Source organism: Paenibacillus sp. FSL H7-0942, assembly GCF_045040715.1.
GTDB lineage: Bacteria > Bacillota > Bacilli > Paenibacillales > Paenibacillaceae > Paenibacillus > Paenibacillus amylolyticus.
Genome location: NZ_CP150279.1, coordinates 2,355,008 through 2,381,251 on the forward strand (window position 1 = coordinate 2,355,008; position 26,244 = coordinate 2,381,251).

Annotated in this window: 20 protein-coding genes; 17 read left to right on the forward strand and 3 right to left on the reverse strand. The window is 46.5% G+C overall.

The window, feature by feature from the left end; translation table 11 throughout:
• The first annotated feature begins 18 nt into the window (after positions 1-18).
• From MHI48_RS10700 to MHI48_RS10715, 4 genes are all read left to right on the forward strand, one after another.
• Positions 19-1,809 carry a sensor histidine kinase gene (locus MHI48_RS10700; protein ID WP_076326922.1) on the forward strand — a complete coding sequence of 597 codons (1,791 nt, stop codon included), beginning with the start codon at positions 19-21 and terminating at the stop codon, positions 1,807-1,809.
• Positions 1,806-3,392: a helix-turn-helix domain-containing protein gene (locus tag MHI48_RS10705; protein WP_076326921.1), complete on the forward strand. Its 1,587-nt coding sequence runs from the start codon at positions 1,806-1,808 to the stop codon at positions 3,390-3,392. The genes MHI48_RS10700 and MHI48_RS10705 overlap by 4 nt, the downstream gene beginning before the upstream one ends.
• A gap of 90 nt (positions 3,393-3,482) precedes the next feature.
• Complete coding sequence (locus MHI48_RS10710) at positions 3,483-6,059, forward strand: glycosyl hydrolase 2 galactose-binding domain-containing protein (RefSeq protein ID WP_076326920.1); 2,577 nt, start codon at positions 3,483-3,485, stop codon at positions 6,057-6,059.
• A gap of 215 nt (positions 6,060-6,274) precedes the next feature.
• Positions 6,275-6,505 carry a hypothetical protein gene (locus MHI48_RS10715; protein ID WP_076326919.1) on the forward strand — a complete coding sequence of 77 codons (231 nt, stop codon included), beginning with the start codon at positions 6,275-6,277 and terminating at the stop codon, positions 6,503-6,505.
• A 117-nt stretch (positions 6,506-6,622) separates the two neighbouring features.
• Here MHI48_RS10715 and MHI48_RS10720 read toward each other — a convergent pair whose 3' ends face one another.
• Positions 6,623-7,738, reverse strand: coding sequence for an FAD-dependent monooxygenase (locus MHI48_RS10720; protein WP_076249875.1), 1,116 nt, complete (start codon positions 7,736-7,738; stop codon positions 6,623-6,625).
• A 270-nt stretch (positions 7,739-8,008) separates the two neighbouring features.
• Here MHI48_RS10720 and MHI48_RS10725 point away from each other — a divergent pair, with 270 nt between their 5' ends.
• Entirely contained in the window at positions 8,009-8,491 is a 483-nt protein-coding gene (locus tag MHI48_RS10725) for a MarR family winged helix-turn-helix transcriptional regulator (protein WP_036609579.1), read from the forward strand.
• Positions 8,492-8,589: 98 nt separating this feature from the next.
• Here the strand turns inward: MHI48_RS10725 and MHI48_RS10730 are convergent, their stop codons facing one another.
• The gene (locus MHI48_RS10730) at positions 8,590-8,889 is read right to left on the reverse strand and encodes a hypothetical protein (protein ID WP_076326918.1); all 300 of its coding nucleotides are present in this window, start codon (positions 8,887-8,889) and stop codon (positions 8,590-8,592) included.
• 214 nt (positions 8,890-9,103) lie between these two features.
• On the opposite strand from MHI48_RS10730, the gene MHI48_RS10735 reads away from it, so the two are divergent.
• The 5 genes from MHI48_RS10735 to MHI48_RS10755 all read left to right on the forward strand — a co-directional run bounded on the left by MHI48_RS10735 (position 9,104) and on the right by MHI48_RS10755 (position 14,054).
• Positions 9,104-11,128, forward strand: a complete 2,025-nt coding sequence (locus tag MHI48_RS10735) for a Na+/H+ antiporter (protein WP_036609574.1) — start codon at positions 9,104-9,106, stop codon at positions 11,126-11,128.
• A 109-nt stretch (positions 11,129-11,237) separates the two neighbouring features.
• Complete coding sequence (locus MHI48_RS10740; RefSeq protein ID WP_076326917.1) at positions 11,238-12,176, forward strand: aldo/keto reductase; 939 nt, start codon at positions 11,238-11,240, stop codon at positions 12,174-12,176.
• 66 nt (positions 12,177-12,242) lie between these two features.
• Positions 12,243-13,031 (forward strand): polysaccharide deacetylase family protein, encoded by a 789-nt coding sequence (locus tag MHI48_RS10745; RefSeq protein WP_051447130.1) that lies wholly within the window; start codon positions 12,243-12,245, stop codon positions 13,029-13,031.
• Between the two features lie 214 nt (positions 13,032-13,245).
• Positions 13,246-13,452, forward strand: coding sequence for a YwbE family protein (locus MHI48_RS10750; protein WP_026081155.1), 207 nt, complete (start codon positions 13,246-13,248; stop codon positions 13,450-13,452).
• 2 nt (positions 13,453-13,454) lie between these two features.
• Positions 13,455-14,054 (forward strand): DUF4269 domain-containing protein, encoded by a 600-nt coding sequence (locus tag MHI48_RS10755; RefSeq protein WP_083677289.1) that lies wholly within the window; start codon positions 13,455-13,457, stop codon positions 14,052-14,054.
• A gap of 222 nt (positions 14,055-14,276) precedes the next feature.
• On the opposite strand, the gene MHI48_RS10760 is transcribed toward MHI48_RS10755, so the two are convergent.
• A complete protein-coding gene (locus MHI48_RS10760; protein WP_076326916.1) occupies positions 14,277-15,719 on the reverse strand; it encodes a hypothetical protein in 1,443 nt (480 codons plus the stop codon).
• A gap of 399 nt (positions 15,720-16,118) precedes the next feature.
• Here MHI48_RS10760 and MHI48_RS10765 point away from each other — a divergent pair, with 399 nt between their 5' ends.
• The 7 genes from MHI48_RS10765 to MHI48_RS10795 all read left to right on the forward strand — a co-directional run bounded on the left by MHI48_RS10765 (position 16,119) and on the right by MHI48_RS10795 (position 26,197).
• Positions 16,119-17,918 carry a sensor histidine kinase gene (locus MHI48_RS10765; RefSeq protein ID WP_076249870.1) on the forward strand — a complete coding sequence of 600 codons (1,800 nt, stop codon included), beginning with the start codon at positions 16,119-16,121 and terminating at the stop codon, positions 17,916-17,918.
• Positions 17,893-19,506 carry a helix-turn-helix domain-containing protein gene (locus MHI48_RS10770; protein ID WP_036670212.1) on the forward strand — a complete coding sequence of 538 codons (1,614 nt, stop codon included), beginning with the start codon at positions 17,893-17,895 and terminating at the stop codon, positions 19,504-19,506. The genes MHI48_RS10765 and MHI48_RS10770 overlap by 26 nt, the downstream gene beginning before the upstream one ends.
• Before the next feature lie 180 nt (positions 19,507-19,686).
• A complete protein-coding gene (locus MHI48_RS10775; protein WP_036670214.1) occupies positions 19,687-20,673 on the forward strand; it encodes a sugar ABC transporter permease in 987 nt (328 codons plus the stop codon).
• A gap of 17 nt (positions 20,674-20,690) precedes the next feature.
• Entirely contained in the window at positions 20,691-21,599 is a 909-nt protein-coding gene (locus MHI48_RS10780; RefSeq protein ID WP_017689303.1) for a carbohydrate ABC transporter permease, read from the forward strand.
• Positions 21,600-21,732: 133 nt separating this feature from the next.
• Positions 21,733-23,262 carry an ABC transporter substrate-binding protein gene (locus MHI48_RS10785; RefSeq protein ID WP_076326915.1) on the forward strand — a complete coding sequence of 510 codons (1,530 nt, stop codon included), beginning with the start codon at positions 21,733-21,735 and terminating at the stop codon, positions 23,260-23,262.
• A gap of 182 nt (positions 23,263-23,444) precedes the next feature.
• Positions 23,445-24,143: a hypothetical protein gene (locus MHI48_RS10790; protein ID WP_405143923.1), complete on the forward strand. Its 699-nt coding sequence runs from the start codon at positions 23,445-23,447 to the stop codon at positions 24,141-24,143.
• A 299-nt stretch (positions 24,144-24,442) separates the two neighbouring features.
• Positions 24,443-26,197 carry a sensor histidine kinase gene (locus tag MHI48_RS10795; RefSeq protein ID WP_036609555.1) on the forward strand — a complete coding sequence of 585 codons (1,755 nt, stop codon included), beginning with the start codon at positions 24,443-24,445 and terminating at the stop codon, positions 26,195-26,197.
• Positions 26,198-26,244: the final 47 nt, after the last annotated feature.

Consider the following 26,244-nt stretch of genomic DNA (forward strand, 5'->3'; position numbering starts at 1 on the left):
CCAGAGGAGGAGAAACGTTTGGCACGCTGGTTCACATCTTCGTTACAAAGGAAGCTATCGGTCGTCGTGACGGCTTCAATGATTGTGCCATTGCTGGCCTTGGGCCTGTTCGCCTTTCTGATCTCTTCCCGCATCACAGAGCAAAAAACAAAGCTGTCCGGCATGGATACGCTGAAACAGGTGGAAGCAAATCTTCGTTATATGTTGCAGGATGCCGAGAATCTCTCCATTTTCCTGATTGGAGAACGGGACATCCAGCAGTATCTTAGCCACAATGAAGATCATGAGCTGGACCGGGTGGATATCCTGGGCAGGATGACCAATCTGGCTGCTTCCAAGAAATATATTGCGAACATCGCCATATATCCAAGCCGATTCGATGCCACATTGTCTACGGCTACTTGGTATGAATCCAATGAATCCAATGAATCCAACCTTTCGTATCCCTCTGTTCCAAGCGGTGAAGCAGTCAAACAATGGACAGGGGTATACCCGGTGCAGAATTACGCGGGTATTCAAAATGTGATCACATTGGTTCGGCCAATCCGCAGTATCCATGATTATCGACCCATCGGCTGGTTAGCTATTAGTCTGGATGAGAAGGCCATATCCAAGGGATGGGCCGCTCTGGGATTAGGCAGAGGGCAAGGCAGACTGGAGCTCATCGGCAGTTCTGGAGAGATTCTGTCTTCGATGGACAAATCCCGGCTTGGACTTAAGTTGGAAGGTGTCGAACCAGGGATTACAACGTTAATTCAGGATGGCGGTAGCGGAACCACCACGTATGGCAGTGGTGACGATAAACGGACGTTGCTCTATTATCCGGAAGAACTGACCGGTTGGACGTTGGTCGGAACGGTTCCCTATGACCAGTACAAGTCGGAGAATCGGTATATCCTTATTCTAACCGGGTGTGCCGTTGCGATGTCTGCTGTGATTAGTGCTGGCTTGGTCTGGTTTACGGTGCGGCGTGTGACGAGGCCGCTTCGTGTGCTTACCAGACATCTGTCCCGAATTGATCCGGAGCGTCCTCTTCCGCTGTTCCGGTCTGAAAGTGATGACGAGATTGGCAGGCTTGGGGAGAGTTACAATCTGCTCGGTGCACATATTCAGTTATTGAAGGAAGAGGTTATTCGAGGTGAAGCTCGCAAAAAAGAGGCAGATCTTCGAGTGCTTCAGGCGCAGATTAACCCGCACTTTCTCTATAACACGCTCTCTTCCATTCACTGGATTGCCTTAATGTCTGAAGAGAAGAGAATTGCGGATATGGTTGAGGGCCTGAGTGATTTTCTGCGTATCAGCTTGAATAATGGTCAGGATTACTGCCCTGTGGAACAGGAGATTGCTCATATTCGCCATTATGTGCGTGTGCAGTCGATTCGTTTCCCTGATCAATTTGTGTTGCATTATATCGTAGATCCAGCGCTTGAGAAGCGAATGATGCTGAAGTTATTGCTGCAACCGCTTGTTGAGAACGCCATGATTCATGGCATTCAGCCCAAAGCAGGCGTGGGCACCATCACCATAATGATTCGTAAGGACCCGGATAATGAACAGATGAATGTGCTGGTGCTGGATGATGGTGTTGGCATGGAGCCGGACAGACTGGAGCAATTAAGGATAAGTATTAGGGAATGGAAGGGAAAACAGCCGGAAAAACAGCTAAACCAAGGCGGTTATGGGCTCTGCAATGTAAATGAGAGACTGCTGCTCCATTATGGAGCGGATGCACAGCTTGAAGTAGACAGCAGGGTTGGGGGAGGTACCCGGATTTCGTTTTCCATTCCAATCTTGGAGGGTTCGCCATGAGACTATTAATTGTTGATGATGAAGTGATTATCCGTACAGGGCTTGCCAGCGTTATCGCTTGGCATGAACTCGGAATTGAACTTCTTCAACCTGCTGCCTCGGCAGAGGAGGCGTTAACACGCATGGCTGAGGAACGTCCGCATATCCTGATGACGGATATTCGGATGACAGGCAGATCAGGGCTGGAACTGGCAGAAGAGGGCCTGCGATTGTTACCTGAGCTGGAGGTCATTATTTTGTCCGGATACGATGACTTTTCTTATGCCCAACAGGCGATTCGCCAAGGCGTTACAGATTATCTGCTCAAAACAAGCAAGCCGGAAGAGATCATCAAAACCGTATTACAGGCCAAACAGCGAATCACGGAACGTTGGGCAGAGAAGTCCAAAGAGGGCCAGCTTATGCGGGAGAATCGAGAGCGGTTATTTGCTGGATGGATCATTGATGGTGACACCGCTTCGGGTCATTTCCCTTCATTTTTACGATCTGATGCTGGAAAAGAGGCAGGGGTTGTTGGCTTTGATGATGAACAGATTCTCAGACAAGTCATTATTGTTCGAGCAGAGGGTTGGGATCGATCCTCGGATGCGCTATTACGATTTGCGGTGCAGAATACCCTGGAGGATATGTTACCTCGTGCCATTGCTCATGTAGAGAAACAGCAAATTATCTGTGTAGTTTCATGGCCGCCTGTGGAACATGAAACTACATTCAGGCTGGAGAGTGCATTACGTCGGGTGGAGCAATTACTGAAGTGCACCCTGCGCGTAGCGGTGGGTCTGCCAGTGCGTGGATATGCAGATCTGCACGAAAGCTACATTACTGCCTCGGCTGCATTCCGATATCGGGGTTTGATGGATGATAAAGTATGGCATTATGAGCACGTTCAGAATCGCCAAGGTGGTAAAACTGTACTTACGCACGAAGAGGAGACCAGACTTGGTACAATATTGCTGGATAATGATTCAGTCACGTTAACGACTTGGACGCGGGAACTTGTGGCTAATCTGATTACAGAACCGGAGGTCACACCAGAATCGTTCAGTGCTTGTTTACACTCGGCCGTCATTGCAGGTCATCGCTGGCTGACTCGCACAATGCGAGCCACAGGGCGTGAAGAACCCGCAAGGCTCGAGCCCTGGTTGCCGGAACCGGATGCCGAAGCTGCGGAGCTCGGGGATATGCTGTTCCATCATCTGTATGGTCTGATGCATGTCTATCATAGCCGAATGGGTCAGGGACAGGCTGCCCATGTGCAGAAGGCTATTGGTTATATTGAATCATCATTGGCGCAGGATATTAATTTACAGCTGGTAGCTGGACATGTTCATTTGCATCCGGGTCACCTCAGTGAGCTGTTTAAAAAAGAAATGGGTGTGACCTTCGGAGATTTTGTCACCGATATGCGTATACGAAGAGCGATGGATATGCTCGCGGTGTCTCCAGCGAAGGTCAGTGAAGTCGCTGCCATCAGCGGCTACGAGGACGTGAAATATTTTAGCAGACTGTTCAAAAAACATACCGGCAAAACCCCGAGTGAATATCGCGAAGAGGCAATGTCGTTCAAGCCTTCGGGAAGTTAGAAATGAGCAGATTAGGAAACATGTCTTGCCTTATTGCAAACGTTTTCGATATGGTATTACTCAGGGTTATTGGAGAGTGAGGGCATACGGATGAAGACCTATAGTTCAAGTCAGGATTTATCGGGACAATGGAAGATACAACATTTTGAAGTTGGAGAGAAGCGGGCAATGGATGTGGCAGCAGCTGCGCTGGATGACCGTTTCTGGATTGGGGCTGAAGTGCCTGGCGATGTACATGCTGCACTGGTTGAGCGCAGTATCATTGATCCGCCCTATTACGGACATAATGATGCCAAAAGTCGCTGGATTGAGCAGAAGGAATGGTGGTACCGCACAACCTTCAATCTGGTGAGCGATGCAGAGACAGAGGAGCACTTTGAATTAGTGTTCGAAGGATTGGATACGTTTGCAACGGTATATGTCAACGGCCATGAGGTCGGGAAAACGGCCAATATGCTTATGTCACATACGTTTAATGTAACGTCTCTGGTACGCAGCGGCTGGAATGCGATTGCTGTCAAGTTTGATCCGCTTCACCTGCATCACCGGGACAAAGAAACCTTTGACTGGTCCTCGTATACGAAGGAACGGCCATGGTTGCGAAAAGCAGCGATGAATTTTGGCTGGGACTGGGGTCCACGCATGGTTACGGTGGGGATCTGGGGTGCGGTAAGGCTGGAAAAACGAACAATCGCCAAGCTGGAAAATGTGTATGCTCGTACGGAATCAGTCAGTTCAGAGTTGGCAGTCTTACATGTCACAGCGGATGTGAAGTCGGTCTTGTCTTACCGTAGCAGACAGAAACGTGAGCAGGCTGTGGTTGCGACCTGTAATGTTCGTCTGTTGGATCGCAGTGGACACGAGGTGGCAAGTGTCACTGAACTACCCGTAGAGGGTGGTATAGCAGATGCCACATTAAACGTTACGTCACCACAGTTATGGTGGACTCATGATCTGGGTGAACCTTATCTGTATACGCTGGAGGTTACATTATTCGCAAATGGCGTTGAAGTGGATCGTTATAACGAGCCTTATGGGTTACGAACGATTGAGCTGGCTCTTCACAATGAAAGGGGTGAAGATGCATTTACTTTTATTCTGAACGGAGTCAAAGTATATGCCAAGGGTGCCAACTGGATTCCGGCTGATCATCTGATTGGTGCCATACCAAACTCCCGGTATCGTGAGCTTGTCGAGCTGTCGGTGGAAGGGCATATGAACATGTTGCGTGTCTGGGCTGGTGGTATATATGAGAAGGATGTCTTCTACGATGAGTGTGATCGGCAAGGGGTGTTGGTGTGGCAGGATTTTGCATTTGCGAATGCACTGTTCCCGGATTTCAATCGTGATTTCATGGATAATGTACGGCAAGAGGTAGAAAACAATGTCTTACGTCTGCGTAACCGTGCCTCGCTTGCCCTCTGGTGTGGGAATAATGAAATAGATTGGCTCTATGATATGAAGTCTGCAAGTGGAGATATTACCAGCCCGTTCTACGGTGAACAGATCTATCATGAGCTAATCCCTGAAGTGCTAGAGCGATTGGATCTGTCTCGTCCGTACTGGCCTTCTTCGCCGTTCGGGGACAGTAACGGTCAGGATGCGAATGACCCGGATGTGGGGGATCGCCACAATTGGCAGGTATGGCATGGTTCGGTCTATCCAAGGAAGCATGGAGAGCCGCCGCTGCTGGACTACAGCATTGAAGGTGTAACGTTCAAAAATTATAAAAAGGATCATGCGCTGTTCAGCAGTGAATTTGGTATGCACGCCTCGGCCAATCGTTACACACTGGAGAAAAATATGCCCGCAGGGCAGTTTTACTGGGGCAGTCCGGAGATGGCCTATCGTAACAAAGATACCAACCACCAGAAAGGTATTTTGCTGATGGAGGGTTACACAGGGATTCCGCAAGATATAGAAGAGTATATGAACTACTCCATGCTTACTCAAGCAGAAGGGCTACGATATGGAATTGAACATTTCCGGCGCATCAATCACCGCAACAGCGGAGCGCTTGTATGGCAATTGAACGATAGTTGGCCAGGAACAAGCTGGTCCATGATTGATTATGAACTGCTGCCGAAGGCATCCTTTTATTATGGGAAAATATTCTTTCATCCTGTTCTGTTGTCACTGGAGCATGAGCCATGTGAGCCGCTTGCGTTGTGGGTTGTAAACGATACTCGGGACGTCATGAAAGGCCAGCTGCGGCTCAATGTCTATGCATTGAATGGAGAGAAGATCTACTCCAGCTCACATGCTGTTGAAGTAACATCCCAATCCTCACGGTGTATTGTTGAATTAACTGAAGTAGAGGTGTTACAGGGTAGACGCGCGGAGGAAGTAATGGTTGAGTTGGTATCCGAAGGATTTGCGGCACCGAGTAATCGTTACTTCTTGCGCGATCCTAAGGATGTGACGTTGCCAGAGTCGCAATTGAGCGTACATGTGAACGAGGAGGAGCAGTCTGTTACGGTTACGGCCAGTGGTGGGATTGCACGATTGGTGAAGCTGGAGCTTCCCCTTGGGCGTGTCCGATTCAGTGACAATTATTTCGATCTGCTCCCCGGTGAGAGCCGAACAGTGAGACTACTTCACCCAGAGCAAACGTCTCTGCCACTGACAGAACTTCGAGTTAGTGCCATGAACGGCAGAGAAGGATAAAATAATAATCACAGACTTCGAATCTTATTCGAGGTTCAAGGTGGTAATCCTGATCAGGGATGCCACCTTTTTTACTTTTGCAGCAGGGTGAGTTCCTGTCGTTGTGTCAGGTGGTTTAGTCCTTATTCCACAAGCGAAACTTCCAATCGGGTTCACATCTTGAATCATTAAGGTTAGAATGATATAGAGAAATCGTTTTCAAAGGAGGTGGATTCATGTCATTTGTCTTTTACCCGGGGATGGTTATATTCATTCTGATGTTGATCCTGCTGATTATTGGTATTGTATATATCGTTCGTAAAAGCAAACAAGTATTGCGTCGCTTAAGCAATCTGGAGAAAGCAGTATATGAAAAAGATAACATCTCATCCTATCCGAAGGACGTTGATACTGTACAAGAAGGAACACCCAGAGAAGACACGTTTGCTCCACGCAAACGAAAATGAAGAAGGATACGGAATTACATAAAAAAGATAAACCAACAAACCAAAGAGCCGATTCTTCTCTATGAGGAAGTGATCGGCTCTTTGGGCATATAGACATTTTACTCGTATTTACTGGGTTTAGAGAAAGGATTCATAACGCTGTTGGAAAGAGGATTCCATCTCCACTTGCCGAGCAAGTTGTTGCTGTACCTTTGCCCCGCGAATCGTCTGAAGTTCCTGAAGTTGTGCAGTGGAACTGAATTGATCTGCAGCCATTTGGACAAGTAATTCGGAGAGCACATCCGCATCTTCGAGCGCGGCATTAAGTCCAAACGCACCGGTTGGTGTCATGGTATGAGCGGCATCACCGATGAGTACAACGTTGTCCTGTGCCCACGACTGGCAATAGCTGCTTTCAACAGATAACAGAACAAAATCACTCCAGCTCTGAATGTTGGCAGCTACAGAATCAGATAGGCAAGGAAAAGCAGATACAAGTTTATCTACAAAAGGAGCAATCGGCTGCTCTCGCAGCTTGGAGTAAGCTCCTTCGGGAATGTTCCATCCAATCTGAACATAACCGCCGAACTGTGAGAACAGTGCGAGCTGTTGACCATCCATGCTGGCCATTCGAACAGCGGGTTCCCAACCTACGGGTGCCGGAATGCGTGCCCAGAGCAGATCATACCCATGCTTACGAATCTCCGGGGTCATACCGGAATGTTTGCGTACAGCAGAGTATCTGCCATCAGCACCCACAATTACAGATGCTTCAATGGAGGCAGGAACACCCTTCTGCCGAATGTTAATACCCACGACCTGGCCGTTCTTGTCTCGTAACAAACCGGTCATAATCGTATTGAATAGTACTTGTTCGTTTGAATTGTGCTGCTGAGCATGCGACACGATGGCTTCCAGGAGATGATCTTGGGGTACATGAATACCAACATGAGATTCTCCATTGCCTGGTGATACCGTATGAATAATCTGCCCATTTTCCCAATACTGAATCTGTTCCAAGAGCAGCGCTCCGCGTTGCTGAATGAGGGAATAGAGGCCGTGTTTATTTAAAATGGCTTCGCCGTCCACATTAAGCAACTCCCCGCGAAACGACTTGTGCAGGTGGGGCTGCCGCTCAATGAGCATCGTGGAGATTCCTTTTTGATTCAGTAAATAAGAAAGCAAAGCACCGCCAGGTCCAGCGCCCACGATGCAAACATCCGTTTTGAGTTGTGATTGTGTATTCTGATTCATGTGCATAAGTCCCTTGCATTATAATGGTGACGCTTTATTTACTTTATAACAACAGATTTATTAAAATCATTAAGTAACTAAAAGTAACTTTAAAGATATAGGTTATTATAAACAAACCCGTTGCCATAATGCAATAGGCGAAACCCAAAATAAAACAAGAGTCTTGCAGTCAACGATAAGGTGTCGGATACAAGCGCATTTTTCACAAACATCATAGTGTAAATATGTTACAATATAAGGTAGGTTATGATGAAAGGCGGAGGAACGTTTATGAGCCCGGATACGGAGCGAAACTCTCAATTGGCAAACGTAGATCAATTGTTGGAGGCCTTCTTCAGATATAAAAATAAAGTATTGGATCAGCAACAGAAGACCGAAACCAACTGTAAACTGAATCCGACAAAAAGTCATATATTGGGCATGATTTTACGTGAAAAACGCTGCATGGCGGTTGATGTGGCTAGACAACTCAGTTTGTCTTCCGGCGCAACCACCATTGTACTGAATCAACTGGAGACGGAAGGGTTGATCCAGCGGGTGCGCAGTGAAGAAGACCGGAGAATTGTGTGGCTGTCCTTAACGGATGAAGGCGCGCAACTTGCCAAGACACTTAATGCGAATCGCGGCCGAATGACGTGGGAATTGTTGCAAGCACTTTCCGAAGAGGAGCAACAGCAGATGTTTGGCATGCTGAAGAAAATTGAACTGAAACTGCTGGAGAACATGAAGTCGTTTGAGCAGATCCACCGGTAGTCCATAATATGACTTGATTCCTTGAAGACGTCAGTCCTCATGAGTTCGTCCCTAATTGCGGGGGGATGAACCTTGAAGACTGGCGTTTTTGAGTTGGTTTACAAATGAAAGCGAACCACATGATCTGTCATGCCTTCTTGGATCAAAATTTCTTTTTGCTTGCTACCCATCAGGTCAAAGTGGGGAAAGGGCTGCCGCCGATGAATGTATCGCGGGTCCAGCCCATGATCGTTGCACCAACGTTCGAGACGTTCCAGATCTGCACAGCCAACTTTGGTGACACTGGTGATACCGGGAAATCGGTTGTCAATCCAGAAATGAGTGAGGTACGCAATCTCACCCCGAGCCACTTGTTCCTTCCACGTAGCAAGCTCTTGTCGTTTAATTCCAAATGCCATAGATGCAAGTTCCTTTCCAAACGGGTATTGTCCTGAGCATATTGTAACATCTTATATACAGAATCCATCAGAAATCTTTCATTCAGACTGGTCTGAGGCGAGTTGATTGGGTATATGAATATGACAACATTTTTATAATAAAGTCTGGATTATGTTAAAATAAACCTATACAACAGAGGTTTCACCACTTCTATAGCGGAAAGGGATTGTCATCATGGAAATATTTATTGCCGTACTTGTGTTACTGGTACTGATTGGTTTATCCAATATCTTAAACCGGTTTGTACCCTTTATTCCCATTCCGCTCATTCAAATCGTGCTTGGTGTAGCTATAGCTTTGCTTCCCGCAGGTGTTCACCTGCCGTTGAATCCGGAATTGTTCTTTGTACTGTTCATCGCTCCTTTGTTATACAACGATGGTAAGCGAACGCCAAGGAATGAATTATGGAATCTGCGTGCACCGATACTTCTGCTTGCACTAGGGCTTGTATTCGTGACGGTGGTCGTGGCGGGATATGCCATTCACTGGCTGATTCCTTCGATTCCGTTACCTGCTGCTTTTGCTCTTGCAGCCATACTGTCCCCGACAGATGCTGTGGCCGTTGGCGCCATGGCGGGCCGGGTACATTTGCCCAAAGGCATACATAGGCTTCTTGAAGGTGAAGCATTAATGAATGATGCATCTGGCCTCGTGGCCTTCAAATTCGCAATTGCAGCCACAGTTACAGGTGTATTTTCCCTAGCGAATGCAACCTTCAGTTTTATTCTGATTGCGATTGGCGGACTTCTTGTCGGGGCATTGTTATCTTTTCTGTTAATCAGGCTAGGGGTATGGATCCGTAGATTGGGCATGGAAGATGTGACCATTCACATGTTGCTGCAAATCCTGACGCCATTTATCATCTATCTGGTGAGTGAAGAAATTGGAGTATCAGGTATTCTTGCGGTAGTGGCAGGCGGTATTATCCACGCCATTGAGCGTGACCGCGCTGAATCGGTTCAGTTGAAAATGCAGGTGGTATCTGCGAGCACATGGTCAGTCATTTTATTTATACTAAATGGCCTTGTGTTTGTTATTTTGGGTGTACAGGTACCGGATGTGTTGAGTACCATTTTTGAAAATGTTTCGTTTAATAATCTGCAGGTGTTGGGATATGTGGGCTTGATCTCGGTGCTACTGCTGGTTCTGCGTTTTCTCTGGATCTATCTGTTCTGGCAAGGGAATGAATTGCTGCGTACCAAATCCTCTATTGGCAGGCCCAGATTCAAGGATATTACGATCATTTCCCTCTCTGGAGTGCGGGGGGCAGTAACATTGGCGGGTGCGTTCTCCATTCCTTATGTGCTACAGGATGGATCACCTTTCCCTGAACGGGATCTGATTATTTTCCTCGCGGCAGGGGTTATCCTCTTCTCCCTGATTGCGGCGAGCGTGTTTCTTCCAGTTCTGGCCAAGGACGATGGGAAATCCACAGAAGAAACACCGCAGAAGTCAGAACGAAAAGCACATGACATTATGCTGAATGCGGCAATACGAGCTGTCAAATCCGAAATGAACGATGAGAACAAAGCTGCGGCACTCGCGGTTGTCTCCGACTTGTCCAAGTACATCAGACAGGCCGCAGGTCAGCTTACCGCCGATAAACGCAAAGATATTCAGAAACAAGAAACGGCGATTAACCTGATTGCCACCCGGGCGGAGCGTAAAGAAGTTGAAGTAATGTTAGACGAAAATGCAATTGCTTCTGATGCGGCCTTCAAATGTGACAGCTGGCTGGATCGCAAGGAAATGATGCTGGCGAATCGTGCAAACACTCAGTTCATGACTTCGATCAGCGAAATCGGTCGTGTGTTAGGACATCTCTTCACCAACCGGTCCCAGAAGCCGAATCAACCATTTATGCTTGAAAATGCAGAACTGTTCCGTCAGGTGAAGCTGCGCACCTCTGAAGCGGCAATTAAGGCTATTCGTGCCCATATGAACGATGGGAATCGAGTAGTCGCACTGTCGGTCATTGCCAAGTATGAGCGTGTAATCGCCAAATTGCGCACCTGGAACCAGGGTAAAACGGAAGATCCATTTAATCAGGAGAAATTGGAGTTGCAGATGGTGGCGATTCAAGAACAGCGCAATACAGTTCAACAACTGTATGAAAACGGCGAAATCACCCGTGATGTGGCTGCAAAACTGCGCCGGTTTATTAACGACGTGGAAGCAACTGCGCTGAAAAACACCTAATCCGATAAATCCGATATTTTAAATATGCTAAATGGTTTGATATAATATGGGACAAGAAAGACGTTACAACTAAATTGTACTTATTCGATCAGTGAAGGAGAGATGAGACATGGCAGAACAACAAATTCGGTTGGGCAAGACGGATCTGATCGTGAATCCCATTGGACTGGGTGCGAATGCAGTAGGCGGACATAATATCTATCCGGACATGCTGGATGATGAGACAGGTAAGGAAGTAGTTCGTACAGCTTTAAAACAAGGTATTAACTTTTTGGATACGGCATACATCTATGGACCGGAGCATTCCGAACGACTGATTGGTGAAGTACTGAAGGAAAGCGGTCAGCGGCAGAATACCATCATTGCAACCAAGGCAGCTCATAAATTTGTGGATGGCAAGATTGTCATAGATAACTCACCTGCTTTTCTGAAAATAGCCGTGGATGAGGCGTTGAAACGTCTGCAAACCGATTACATTGATCTGTTCTACATCCACTTTCCGGATGAACATACGCCTAAGGATGAAGCGGTAGATACGTTAAAACATTTAAAAGACGCTGGCAAAATTCGTGCCATTGGCGTATCTAATTTCTCCATTGATCAGTTGCGTGAAGCCAACAAGGACGGGCATGTAGACGTACTGCAATCTGAATATAATCTGTTCAAAAGAGATGCGGAAAAAGAGCTGTTGCCGTATACGGCTGAGCATAACATTTCTTTTGTTCCTTACTTCCCTCTGGCAGCGGGACTGCTGGGCGGGAAATATAATCGTGATACAACCTTTCAGGATGGACGGGCAAAGAACCCGCTGTTTACAGGTGAAGCTTTCATTGAAAATCTCGATAAAGTTGAGCAACTGCGCAGCATAGCACAATCCAAAGATGTTGAGGTCGCGCATCTGGTTCTGGCCTGGTACCTGACTCAGCCTTCTATTGATGCATTGATTCCGGGTGCCAAGCGACCTGAGCAGGTCATTAACAATCTGCAAACATTAAATGTGGAATTAACTGCTGAGGAAATTGCAGTCGTGGATCAGATCTTTCGTTAATGAGTTCGGGTGAATCGGGAAATGCTAACAGGGAGTTTACGTATGAAGACAAAGTGAGGACACCACATGAACCTGAAGGCAGCCCGAGTCATCGGAATGTTCACGCTAATTATTTTGCTGGGTAGCAGTTCTGCCTATGCGAAGCCTGTACAGAAGAACCGTCAGTATTATGAGGAACGAGGAGAGATTGTGTGGGAAGTTCCCACACAGGATAAACTCATCGCCCTTACCTTTGATGATGGACCAGATCCGATTCAGACTCCGCAGATCCTGGCTTTGTTACAGCAGTATCATGCTAAAGGAACTTTTTTTGTACTTGGCAAATGGGCAGATAAATTTCCTAAACTGATTAAGCAGGAACAGCTCGAAGGGCATGAAATCGCCAACCATACGTATGCGCACACGTATGCAGTTCGATCAACACGTGCGGACAAGTACATGAAGGATATGAACGAAGCAGAAAGTTCCATTATTAAAGCTGGCGCGGAGCGTCCCCTGTTGTTCAGGCCACCGGGCGGCTATTACAATGACATGGTCATCCAGGCTGCCAAACAAAAAGGGTATACCATTGTACTCTGGTCTTGGCATCAGGATACACGGGACTGGGCTTCTCCAGGTGTATCGGCTATCGTTAACAAAGTGTTGAAGAACGCACGTAATGGGGATATTGTACTTTTTCACGATAAGGTGGAAGGCAAGTCGCATACGGTAGCAGCACTCAAAACGATTCTGCCGAAACTGCAGCAGCAGGGGTACCAATTCGTTACGGTGTCTGAGCTACTTGCTGTAAAGGCACGCGAAGCCGCGAAGGATGGGACTTCACCTTCTTCTTCGTTGAAGAACGTAAAGCCCTGAACATGGTAATCCAAATAGAAACCGTAGGTCTCAGTTGAAGAGACCTGCGGTTTCTTTATCTTGGTCTTCATATCAACCATGGAACCAGCCTTAGGAGGGTATTGCCGTGTCCCTTTTGTTTTGAAACCAAAACGTCTACAATAGATGGAGCTTTATGTTTAAGGGTTATATAGTATACAAGATATGAATTACGACATAGAGGAGAGTGAACATAATGAATGGACAACAACGTGTAAATATTAAGCCAGGTCTGGAAGTGGACATTGTGCTGAAGCAGGATCAAGCTACAGGTAAGCTGACACGGGGCATTGTGAAGGATCTGTTAACCAAGTCACCTACGCATCCACACGGAATCAAAGTACGACTGACGAGTGGTCAAGTGGGACGTGTAAAACAGGTCATTACAGGAGGCTCGAACTAACTGTGGCCCAAGACGGGGAGATGAGTAATACCGCAGAAGTAATGGCACATCTGGCTTCGGGTAATACACGTCAGCAGGACGCCTATCATGTGTTACAGAGCAGTGGATTGCTCGATATATTAGCTGACTATCACCCGTATCCAGCAGGAACGGTGCCGATTGATATTGATATTCCGGGCAGTGATCTGGATTTGCTGTGTTATGCAGAGGATCTGGACGTGTTTGAAGCCGAGATACGCAGTCGAATTGGAGCCGTTGCTGAGTTTCAATGTGTACGTGGTGGGGATCTTCCAGACCAACGTCCTTATATGACTTGTAATTTGCAAGTGGGACATTGGCCTGTGGAGATTTTTGCCCAATCCGTGCCAGTTTACAGGCAGAATGCATACCTACATATGATCGTTGAGTGGAGATTGTTACAACTGTGGGGAGACGCGGGACACCGTGAGATCCGCAGACTGAAACAGGCAGGTTGGAAGACGGAGCCTGCATTTGCTTCTGTACTTGGATTACAGGGAGATCCATATGTGGACATGCTGTATCTGGCAGAGATGAAACGTGAAGATCTCTGGAACTGGGCGCGTTCGCGCACGTCTTTTTAAAATGTCTATTTGAGATGAACTAATCATTTACACGATAACGGAGAGGACAGAAAAAACCTGAAAAAGCGAAGCGGTCGCCTAAAAGCTTTCTGAAAGAAAGCTGCATCGGGAGCATACGCTATTACCGGATTTCCCCTTGAGAAAGGGGATCAAAAAAATCTGGGAATAACAGCGATTGGAAGGTGCTTCTGTCATCGTAGTGTCAGTGTAAATAACCTTTGGTCAGATCAGAAAGATGGCTACAATTGTTGTTACCGTGAGTCCCAGCAGTACAGGCTTCAGGTTGCGTCTTGCAAGTTCAAAAGGATTGACTCCGCAGATTGCAGCAGCAGGAATCAATGCCCATGGAATCAAGGTTCCGCCACCTACCCATATGGCTGCAACCTGACCTAATGCTGTCAGTACAGGTGCGGAATCTGCCGAACCTGCAAACATGGACGCAATCGAGCCAACCAGGGATATCCCCGAGAACCCCGAACCATCCATTCCGGTCACTGCTCCGGTTACCGTCATTGTGATTGCGCCTACCGTATCATTCAATGGTACCAGTCCAGCAAGGGCGACCCCAAGATCATTCACGATCCCGTGTGAACCTTCAGGAAGAGGGTTGATGAACAACTCCGTAATCGCAGCATCTCCCAGATAAAAAAATGCGGCTATGGGAATAACCGGTCCAAACACCTTGAAACCAAACTGAAATCCTTCTATTAAATAGTTGGTCGTTTCCTCTGGTCCGGCATGTCGATGTGCGGCAAGGGTGACAGCAATCAGTATAACCACAGCGGTTCCGCCAATCAGAGCTGTTGCATCGCCGCCTTGCAATTTCAATACAAACATCAGAATCACATCAACTGCGAATAACAGAGGGATAAGCAGAGCGAACACCTTTTTCAGACGGGGGGACATGACTTGATGTTGTACAGGCTGATCAGTGGGTAGGGAGGTGGACACAGCCTCTGATGAAGAAGAAGGTTCCGTGCTCACGGTACCTGATATAACGTTTGGGGAATGAACAGGTGAACCTGATTTCATCTCTTTGCGCAGCATCCAGAAGGCTGTAAGTGTAGATACGGTGCCCATGACAATGACCAGAGGTATGCTGGCCGTCATGACAGAAGTAACGGGTAGACCGGCTGCATCGGCCGTAAGTTTGGGAGCCCCCTGAATAATGTAATCTCCCGACAGTGCAATCCCATGTCCAAACAGGTTCATGGCAATAGCAGCTCCAATCGGAGGAAGGCCTACACGCACGGCTACTGGAAGCAGTACAGCACCGACCAAAGCTACTGCTGGGGATGGCCAGAAAAATAGTGATACTACCATCATGATCAATCCGATACCCCAATAAGCGACCTGAGGAGAACGGATAAACCGGGTGACAGGTGTTACCATGACCTCATTAATGCCGGTTCTGATTAGAACACGGCTCATCGCCACAATAATCGAGATGATAAAGATCGTACTTAGCAATTCTTTTGTTGCATAGATAAAACTGCTGAAGATCCCGGCAACTGACCCGCTTAAGGTTTCGGTTGCCAGAATTCCAATGGTCATAATACCCGCAACACAGATGATCGTGGTGTCCCTGCGCCGGATCATTACCGCAATAATCAAGACGATAAATGCCAGATAGACATAGTGTAACGCAGTGAGTTGAATATTCATCGAACAGGCCTCCCTACATCCTGGTGACTAACCCGAGGAGTGATATATCGTATGCATGTCAAGATCGGGCGTTCGTGGAGTCCGGGGCTTGCCTCAGCATTTATTTTTAGGGAGAAGCTTCTGAGTAATAATGAAGGATTTTTTTTACAACTGGAGAATTTATTACTACATGAAGCTTGTTACTCTTGAAATTGGAGCGGATGGAAGTCACCAGAATTGATATGTGAAGGTCACGGGACCCCATAGACAGTGGCAAGCAGGGGTGATTACAATAAACATGCCATCATAAGGAAGAAAATAGAAAAAAACTATGTTGAAATAAAGTGTGTGTTCAATAAGTCTGGTTTCAGTACAGCGGACTTTTTGAACTACCTCTAAAAGGGCGGGAATCCATAATCCATGAGCTTTATCCGTTCACTTCGTTTTAAATTTATAGTGGGTCTTACATTGATCATGCTGCCATTATTCATGCTGCTTTATTACAACAACGTCTACGCCATGAAAGTTGTACGTGACAAAGTATCCCTCACCAATATGAATCATCTCGCCAAGAGTGTGGAGCAGAATGAACGTGTGTTACAGGAGACGAATCGGTATTTATATAGTCTGGGCGAGCGGGACCCGGATATTATCTCTCTGTTTTTTCTGAAATACGGCAGCGGCGATTATATCATTGCAAAGCAACGGATTATGAACAAATTCATGACAGATATCGGTTTTTATAATCTAATCGATTCTTTTTTTCTATATGATGCCGTGAATGATGATCTGCTGCTCGCCACTTCAGGCAATTATGATGTCAAAAAGTCGGTTGTGCAGGAGAGTATGCCAGTCCAGATGCAGCAATTGGAAGGGGATATCCAGAAGCCGGAATGGAGCATCGTGCGTGGCGGGACGTGGAATGCGCTGGTGAAAACGGTGCGAATCAACCAGCAGTTCTATGCAGGTGCACTTGTTGATATGAATGCACTGAATCATACACAACAATTCACTGAATCCGGAGATCGGGGAGGCGCAGTCATTGTTGGAACAGACGGTGGGGCACTATCGGATTCCACATTGAATACTGCACAGATTCAGCTGGCTGCAGCGCATCTTCCCGGCCTGAAGAATCCGTATCAGGTGATCTCTGAAGTTGTGAACAAGGGAGAAGCACGTCAATATTTGATGTTGGGTACTGCCTCGGCCATGTCCCAGATGAATTATATCGTGCTGCTGCCTGAGGAAGACATGATGCGTAACCTCCCGTTTTTCCAGCAGATCATTCGTCTGCTTCCCATTGGTGCGGCAGTAATTCTGGTTACTGCACTGATCTTTTTGCGGCATCTGTTATTCCGCCCGATGAATGCGTTAATCCGAGGCATGAGAAGGGTCAGCCGTGGAGATCTCGATGTGAAGCTGGACCCGCCATCTTCGTCGGAGCTTGAATTTATGACACGAAGTTTCAATCAAATGACCAGTGAGATCCGGCATCTGAAGATTGATGTGTATGAGGAACAGTTGCGGACGCGGGAGGCAGAGTTCAAACAACTGCAGATGCAGATCAATCCTCACTTTTACCTGAATTCACTCAATATTATTCATAGTCTGGCTTCCTTGCAAAAACATGAGTTGGTGCAGCAGATGGCTGGTCATCTGGCCGATTATTTTCGATTCAGTCTGCGTGCAGGCAAACGTGTTATTCGTTTGGATGAAGAGCTCGAGCACATTCGTCATTACTTAGAAATTCAAAAGCTGAGGTTTCCAAGCAGATTCGATTTTGAACTGGATGTCGAGCCGAATCTGGGACATTATGTGATTCCGCCATTAACCATTCAGCCTTTTGTGGAGAATGCCATTATTCATGGATTTCAGCGCCGGACACAAGCATTTGTCATTCGGATCGTGGCGCGCCTCGGTGAGAAGTCATCCGGTCAGGTCGATGGGACGGTGCTTCAACTGATGATTGTGGACAATGGTGTCGGATTTGAAGAGGAATTGTTGGGGCGTCTGCAACATGGACAATATGCTGAAGACCCGAGTGGACAGCATATCGGTATATGGAACGTGGCTCATCGGCTTTTAGTGAAGTATGGTGATCAAGCCAGTTTGCAGTTTGGCAATGAGGTGGATCATGGCGCCAAAGTCATCATTGATTTACCCGCTCAGACCGAAGAGGAAGAAGGGGGAGCCTATGCGGAACCTGTTGATCGTGGATGATGAAGTGTATGCATTACAAGCAATGGTGGAAGGGGTCGATTGGCAAGCAGCAGGCATTGACCAGGTATACAGTGCTGGTGATGCCGAAGAGGCAAGAAAGATTTTAAAGGCTAATGCTATTGATATCATGATCTGTGATATCGAGATGCCTGGTGAAACAGGGCTTGACCTGCAAAGTTGGGTGTTAAAACATGATCCAGGTATAATGACCATTTTCCTGACAGGGCATGCTTTATTCGATTATGCTCAGACAGCCATTAAGCTAAACAGCTTTGATTATGTGTTGAAGCCGGCTCCAGCGGATCAATTGATTAAGGTAGTAACCCAGGCGGTGGAGAAGATCAAGGATGGGGAGCAGCGTACCCGTACCAACGAAGTTTATGAGACCGTATACAAACGCTGGAAAACCCATAAACCGCTGCTGACGGAACGCTTCTGGAAAGATGCCATCTCTCAGCGTATCACGTTAACCGAACAACGGTTGCAAGAGCTCGCAGAACTGTATGGTGCCGAGATAGATCCGCATGCTCGTGTGTTACCTATTGTGATATCGGTAGAGGAATGGGTGCGTGATTTTGATTTGCGTGACGAAGAGGTATTGGAATATGCCCTTCGTAATGCAGCCAAAGAGATGCTGCTTGGCGACAAGCCCGGTGAGGTGTTTCAGGATCAAAGTGGATTAAATATTGTGCTTGCTTATGAGCAAGATGGCATCATTCCGAGTGCGAGCGAAGTGGCACAACGTTGTCAGGGATATATTCAGGAATGTGGTACGTATTTCTACTGTCGGTTGTCCTGTTATGTTGGTGCCCCGGTTGCTGTGACTGAGCTGCAAGGCATGTTAAATGAACTGATGGATATGGAGCGGCGCAATATTAAGGAGCTTGAAGAAGTATTTGTCTATGATGAGCGGGGAAGAGATCAGGAAGATCGCTTTTTGCCTATTCCATGGTTTTCGGAATTATCTATTCTTTTTGAGACGGGTAAAGTAGGAGATTTGCGAGAACGTGTGGATGAGATTTTTGAGTTGCTTGCTGCCCAAGAGGGTTTATCTCCTGAAATGCTACATCTCTACTATCATGCCATGCTGCATGTGGTCTATCCGCTGCTTCATCAGAAAAACGTGTCAATACGCAGTCTGTATCCGGGTGAACGGGAGCCGGAAGAGAGTATGGTGACAAGGTCGTTGCCGCAGTTGAAACAGTGGACGTCGGATCTGATTGATCGTGTTATCCCGGTGTTGTACCCGGACGATCATAGCCCCATGACCATTGTGGATCAGTTGTGCGTTTATATTGAAACTCATATTGGTGAAGAACTTATGCGAGAGGAACTTGCAGCTTTTGCCGGATTCAATCCAGCTTATCTATCACGTCTGTTTCGGAAAGAGAAGGGGATGTCCCTATCTGAGTTTATTCTGCAGGGCAGAGTAGCCAAAGCGAAGACATTGTTGTCCCAGTCCACCGTCAAAGTGACGGATATCGCTGGCAAGGTGGGGTACTATAATTACTCGCATTTCACCAAAATGTTCAAAAAGTGCACGGGTATAACGCCACAGGAGTTTCGAAAACAGTCACGTACCGTATAGTTCAGGGCGCAGCATGCTGCGTCTTTTGTTTTTTTTGGATCTAAAGTCATAATTTGATAAGTCAACAGGTCACCACAGCAGATAGAGGTCTTACTCGCCCCGCCGTATACTTGAACCACAGGAGCCGCAACGGAGCTTCATCCTGAGGAAGAATTCAAGAGGAGTGAGGGAGAACAAGTTATGAAGACACAACCCCAGGCGGGTAAGGGAGTACGGATATCGGAAATACCGGGAGAAACAGTCCGAAAGCGCAAGTCTGTGTGGCACAATCTTGGCAAATTCAAGGTGCTGTATCTCATGTTCTTGCCAGGTGTCCTGTTTCTACTGGTGAACAACTATATGCCGATGTTCGGCGTTCTGATCGCATTCAAAAATGTAAACTATGCTGATGGTATTTGGGGTAGCCCATGGAGTGGATGGGACAATTTTAAATATTTGTTCTCAACCAGTGATGCATGGGAAATTACCCGAAATACACTCGCGTATAACACGGTGTTCATTGCACTGAATCTCTTAGTAGGTGTCGGGCTTGCTATTCTGCTCAATGAAGTGAAGAACAAGGCAATGTCCAAGTTATATCAATCACTTATGTTATTACCGTATTTCTTGTCCATGATTGTGGTCAGTTATCTGGTACTGGCTTTCCTGGGCAAGGATTCAGGCTTCATGAACTCAACGGTTCTGCAGATGTTCGGCGGTCAGCCGATCGACTGGTATTCAGAGCCGAAGTATTGGCCGTATATTTTGCCACTGGTGAACACATGGAAAAATATTGGATATTATGCCGTCATTTATCTGGCAGCTGTCGTGGGTATCGATGAAGAATATTATGAAGCAGCTGTGCTCGATGGCGCAACCAAATGGCATCAGATACGCTTCATCACCATTCCGTTTCTCGTCCCATTAATCGTCATTATGACGTTATTGCAAATTGGTCGTATTTTCTATGCAGACTTCAGTCTGTTCTATCAGGTTCCATTGGAATCGGGAGCGCTGTTCCCTGTAACGAATGTATTGGATACCTACGTATATCGTACGTTCCTTATCGGTGGAGATATCGGGATGTCATCAGCAGCCGGTCTATACCAAGCAATCGTTGGATTTGTGCTGGTTCTTGTATCCAATACCATCGTAAGGCGAATAGATAAAGATAATGCATTATTTTGAGAGGAGGCAAGTCAGCTGTGAAATCACGTGATCCACTAGCCGTATCGAAGCGTTCCGCATCCGTTATTCATGCGATGTTTCTATTCTATGCCATTGCCTGTATCGTGCCGATCCTGCTTGTCTTCGCCATCTCATTTTCGGACGAGACAACAGTAATTGCCAATGGATATAAGCTTATTCCAGAGAAATTCAGCCTGACGGCTTATGAGTTTCTGTTCAGAGATATGGATCAGATCATTCACTCGTATGGTATATCCTTTATCGTTACCGTTGTAGGTACCATTACAAGTGTTGCGCTGACCGCATTGTATGCGTATCCGCTCTCACGGAGAGATCTGCCTTACCGGGGCTGGTTCGCCTTTTTCATCTTCTTCACAATGTTGTTCAATGGGGGGCTGGTACCTTGGTACCTGGTCTATGTCAACGTATTGGATCTGAAAAACTCCCTACTGGCACTCATTATGCCGCTACTGCTATCCCCATTCTTTGTACTGGTCATGCGTACATTCTTCGCGAACTCCATTCCGGTGTCTATTCTGGAATCGGCTCGGATTGATGGTGCGGGAGAATTGAGAACGTTTGCACGTATCGTGCTTCCGCTCTCTCTCCCCGTAATGGCAACCGTCGCGTTGTTCAGTACATTGAATTACTGGAATGACTGGTACCTTAGTATGATTTTTATATCAGATAACCGGACGATCAGCCTTCAGTACCTTATGTACCGGACGCTGCTCGATATTCAATATTTAACAACCAACTCCAACGTCTCTTCACAGATTTCGTCGCAGGGTGGATTGCTGAATCTGCCTAACAAAACTCTGCAAATGGCGATGGCTGTAGTCGGTATTGGTCCAATTGTACTGGCATATCCGTTCTTCCAGCGTTATTTCATCAAAGGTCTTACGGTTGGCGCTGTGAAGGGATAACTCTGAACCGGTTAGCGGAGTGGGCAAGGTAAATGAAGATGGACTGAAAGGGCATATACAGAAGTAGTTATCGGTTTAATTGTGAATTGGGGAATTCGGTTGTATGGTTCAACACATGACAGGAGGGGTTCAATTGGTTAGATCATTAAAGGTATGGTCACGCATGATGGCAACGGTTATGGCGCTGAGCCTGGTGCTGGTTGCTTGCTCATCAGACAAGGGTGGAACAACAACACCTGGCGCAGAAGGCGGAGGAGCAAGTGAAGGTGGGGGCAAACCCTATGAAGTGACACTGTTCTACCCAGGGACACCACAGAAGGATGTCGCTCTGGTGGAAGCCGAGATTAACAAAAAGATGGAACCAAAGATCGGAGCCACGCTTAAGATCAATGCAATTGACTGGGGACAGTGGGATAACAAGCTGAATCTCATGATTTCCTCAGGTGAAAAATCAGACATTATCTTCACAGCGGCTTGGCAGAACTACACGGTGAATGTAGCTAAAGGCGCATTCTTGCCCTTGAATGATCTGCTTGATGCACATGGTCAGGATATTAAGAAAAACCTGGACCCTGCCTTTCTGGAAGGTTCCCAGGTGGACGGCGTGAATTACGGCGTTCCTACGAATAAGGAACTTGCTGCCACACGTGGTGTGTTGGTACGTAAAGATCTGGCTGACAAGTATAAACTGGACCTGACAGCTGTAAAGACATGGGCTGATCTGGAGCCACTTCTCAAAACAATCAAGGAAAACGAGCCAGCCATCACACCATTCTATATGTCCAATACCAACGGTAACGGGCTGTTGGAGAATCTGGATTGGGATTATCTCGGTGATGCTTCCGTACCTGGAGTCATCTCCAAAACAGCAGGCGGAACAACGGTGCTGAATGAAGTGGAGACCCCAGAATTCAAAGAAGCGGCTGAACTCGCTCGCAAGTGGTATCAAGCGGGATATATCAACAGTGATGCTGCTACGTCCAATGTGTTCCCGAAAGACCAGGCGAAGGCTGGAAAAGCGTTTCTCTGGACAGATGGCATGAAGCCAGGCAAGGATAAAGAAGAAGAAGGGTATGTGGGTTTCCCACTCACTCAGATTGAGATGACACAGCCAACAATCACGACGGGTGATGCTTCTGGAGCGATGCTTGCAATCTCCCGTTCTTCAGAGCAACCGGAGAAAGCGATGCAGGTCATTAACCTGCTGCATTCCGACAAGGAAATTAACAACTTGCTGAACTTCGGAATTGAAGGTACACATTATGTAAAAAAAGACGGACAGGATAATATCATTGCTCTCCCTGATGGCGTAGATGCCAACAGTCGTACCTACAATCCAGGTGCACAATGGCAACTGGGTAACCAATTCCTGAACTTCCTCTGGGATAATGAAGATCCACAGAAATGGGAGAAGTTCAAAGAGTTTAACGCCAAAGGTGTGAAGTCGCCAGCACTGGGCTTTACATTCAACAGCCAATCTGTCAAAAATGAAATTGCTGCGGTCAACAACGTGAACAAACAGTTCAAGCCGGGTATGACATCGGGCGCAGTTGATCCAAATGAGATGATTCCGAAATATCTGGAGAAATTGAAAGCAGCGGGAATTGATAAAATTATTGCAGCCAAACAGGAACAACTCGATGCATTCTTGTCTAAGCAATAAATGATCGTCAGCCATGACAGAGAGACCTGTGTTATTACAAGCTCTTGTCAGCGGTGAAAATGGAGGACGTTTTCGGTGAACAACCGAAGACGTTCTTTTTATTGTTGTTTTTTTGATTTGGATTGTTAATCATAAATAGGAAAAATATGATATAATAAGGTGGTTGATTAGGGGGTGTTCGTGTGTCGAGAACCAGACTTGTGTTCTCAGGGGCTTTATTGCTATTTGCTATTATCTTTACATGTAACCATCATCTTGGTTTTTCTGTTGGAGATACCATGCTGTCAGCAATAGGTATATCACCGTATACTACATCTTACTTGAGTGGAGTTCATATCACACTTTTCATCGGATTGGGGATATTCGCGTGTGGATTCTACCTTACTCGCAAAGAAATCGGGAAATCATTCCCCGCTCTTGCAAAAGGGTTATGGATCGTAGTTATCGCTATCGTTCTCAGTTATTCGTACATGACGGATAAATTCATGTATGTAGCCAAGTGGGGAGCTTCAGGCATTAATGCGGTATCCTATGTACAGAATGCAAGTTCTTGTACCTTTAACGTGCTGAAAACGGGTGAGACCCGAGCAACCTGTGATCTGACACTCAAAAATTACGGCAGAGATTCCGTATCCGCCGTGTTATTGCCTGATCTCGCACGCAGTTATAAGTTTAAGGACGATCCACTATTGGAAGCCTTGCAGTCTGTCCAATTAAGGCCCGTACATGTTGAGATTGAACGCCATGGAACGTTTACAGGTAAGTTGGAGTTTTACGGGAAAGCGGAATCCCCTCTGTTCGTCAATGGGAAACTTATGGATATTGTGCTGGATGTAGGCGTGGATGGAGCGAATACGGTATTTGATTATGATATTCCATAGTTGATATTTTTATAGAAAAAAAGAATAATTACATATACAGAAGTGGAATAAGGTTTGAGTTGAATAGAACGATTAAAGATATATACTGAAATTAGATAGAGAGCTGGCTAATCGCTGGCTCTTTTTGTGCGTGGAAGTTGCATTTAGTGCAGAAATATTGGTTTTATCTCCTTTCACCTTGAATTGGTAACGCTTACGCTAGATAATGAATCGGTTTGTCTCAAAAAAATAGTTTGTCTTTAGCGCTTACATCATTACAATTAATGTCACGACAAATTAAGACAAGGTGAGATGAAAAAATGTCATATCGGACAAACCTGTTTTCCAAAATGGTCATTCTTATTTTGATTATGCTGATTCCTGTAGTGCTTTTATACTGGTACTCCAATCACAAAACAACAGCAGTTCTCAGAGATGAGTTGAATCGATCGAATAGTAACCAGCTTGAATTTTTCCAAAATCAAGTGAACACACACATCGAACTGTTATCCTCATGGCCTAATCTGCTCATACATGATCCTGATATTGGCAGCTTCCGGCGAATCTATGCGGACAGTAACTACTTTGATCTGGATGCGATCAACCTGGTCAAACGTATTCAGAATAAGCTGAGTATTCAGGAAAGCTCATCCAATTGGGCTACGAAATTATATCTGTATTCTCCTTCGCTGGGCAGGGTGGTTTCCGAAAGGGACGCACGTTCTTACGATAAAGAAGCGCTAAGGGAAAATATCATTTCCGGCTGGGATGTACGCAAAATTCAGGATGGGGAAGATGATCGGTTCATGTTTAGCTGGATTACGGTATCCCCATACGGTATTAAAGACCCGGCTAATAATGCAGAAACGATTATTAAACTGGAGTTTGATAGTGATAACATTCGGGATATGCTAGACAAATTCAAAGACGATGGCAGGCATGACCCCTTCTATTTCCGTGAAGAATCGGGTGTTATCTATAACCGGACTTCAGATCGTTCATTAACGAATCAGTTGATGGAAGAACTGTCCATCCATAAACTTCAGGACGTTGATAATCGTACAGTAGTGATCGGGAACGAGCCTTACATGGTCAACACGGTGAAATCCAGTACAACAGGCTGGTATTTGGTGGACTACATGCCCCTGTCAGATATTCTGAAGCCCATTCACCAATCCAATATGCTGTTCTATTCTTCCATGATTTGTTTGTTGTTAATGAGTTTTGGTGTGGCGTACTTGTTCTATGTACAGGTGCAGGTGCCAGTGAAACAACTCATTCGTGGGTTCCAGCGATTGAAGCAGGAGGATTATTCAGTGAGGATTAAGCCAAAGGGCCGCAATGAATTCAGTTTCCTGTCCGAACGTTTCAACTTGATGGTGGAGCAGATCCAGCAGTTATTTGAACACGTTTACCTGGAACAGATTCATGTACGTGAAGCTCGGTTGAAGCAGCTGCAATCGCAGATTAACCCGCACTTTTTCTATAATTGTTTCTCCTTCATTACAAGTATGGCGAAACTCAAGCGTATGGACGCTGTTGTAGCGATGTCGCATAATCTATCGCGATATTATCGGTATACAACAAGACAGGAGCGGGACGTGGTACCGTTGACAGAAGAGATTGAATTTGTCAGCTGTTATCTGGAGATCCAACGGATGCGTATGGACCGCATTCATTACAAAATTGATCTGTCTGATGAGATGTTAAGACAGGAGGTACCGCCACTCATCGTGCAACCCCTAGTGGAGAATGCGGTGATTCACGGTATCGAAGCGGACGCGGAGGCCGGAGAAATAAGAGTATCAGGGGAAAAACAGGGCGGTGTCATGGTTCTTGTGGTTGAAGATGATGGGCAAGGCATGACGCAGGAGGCACGTGAGGCGCTTCTGAATAAGCTCAGGGGAACGATGGATCAGGAGATGGGCTGTGGCCTGTGGAATGTGAATCAGAGACTCCAGCTTCGATATGGGGAGCAGGCAGGACTGGATGTAACGGAATCTGAACTTGGTGGATTACGCGTTACGCTGTCGTGGCCTGCCGAGCAGGAGTTTCTTCTGGAGAATGAAGGATAAGCACTTGGAATGTGTAGCGCATAATGAACGATGGAATCCATTGGCAG

Excerpts from the sequence above, each read along its gene's own strand:
- MHI48_RS10705 (WP_076326921.1), top strand. The coding sequence starts at position 1,806 with ATGAGACTATTAATTGTTGATGATGAAGTGATTATCCGTACAGGGCTT.
- MHI48_RS10710 (WP_076326920.1), top strand. The coding sequence starts at position 3,483 with ATGAAGACCTATAGTTCAAGTCAGGATTTATCGGGACAATGGAAGATA.
- MHI48_RS10715 (WP_076326919.1), top strand. The coding sequence starts at position 6,275 with ATGTCATTTGTCTTTTACCCGGGGATGGTTATATTCATTCTGATGTTG.
- MHI48_RS10720 (WP_076249875.1), bottom strand. The coding sequence starts at position 7,738 with ATGAATCAGAATACACAATCACAACTCAAAACGGATGTTTGCATCGTG.
- MHI48_RS10725 (WP_036609579.1), top strand. The coding sequence starts at position 8,009 with ATGAGCCCGGATACGGAGCGAAACTCTCAATTGGCAAACGTAGATCAA.
- MHI48_RS10730 (WP_076326918.1), bottom strand. The coding sequence starts at position 8,889 with ATGGCATTTGGAATTAAACGACAAGAGCTTGCTACGTGGAAGGAACAA.
- MHI48_RS10735 (WP_036609574.1), top strand. The coding sequence starts at position 9,104 with ATGGAAATATTTATTGCCGTACTTGTGTTACTGGTACTGATTGGTTTA.
- MHI48_RS10740 (WP_076326917.1), top strand. The coding sequence starts at position 11,238 with ATGGCAGAACAACAAATTCGGTTGGGCAAGACGGATCTGATCGTGAAT.
- MHI48_RS10745 (WP_051447130.1), top strand. The coding sequence starts at position 12,243 with ATGAACCTGAAGGCAGCCCGAGTCATCGGAATGTTCACGCTAATTATT.
- MHI48_RS10750 (WP_026081155.1), top strand. The coding sequence starts at position 13,246 with ATGAATGGACAACAACGTGTAAATATTAAGCCAGGTCTGGAAGTGGAC.
- MHI48_RS10760 (WP_076326916.1), bottom strand. The coding sequence starts at position 15,719 with ATGAATATTCAACTCACTGCGTTACACTATGTCTATCTGGCATTTATC.
- MHI48_RS10765 (WP_076249870.1), top strand. The coding sequence starts at position 16,119 with ATGAGCTTTATCCGTTCACTTCGTTTTAAATTTATAGTGGGTCTTACA.
- MHI48_RS10770 (WP_036670212.1), top strand. The coding sequence starts at position 17,893 with ATGCGGAACCTGTTGATCGTGGATGATGAAGTGTATGCATTACAAGCA.
- MHI48_RS10775 (WP_036670214.1), top strand. The coding sequence starts at position 19,687 with ATGAAGACACAACCCCAGGCGGGTAAGGGAGTACGGATATCGGAAATA.
- MHI48_RS10795 (WP_036609555.1), top strand. The coding sequence starts at position 24,443 with ATGTCATATCGGACAAACCTGTTTTCCAAAATGGTCATTCTTATTTTG.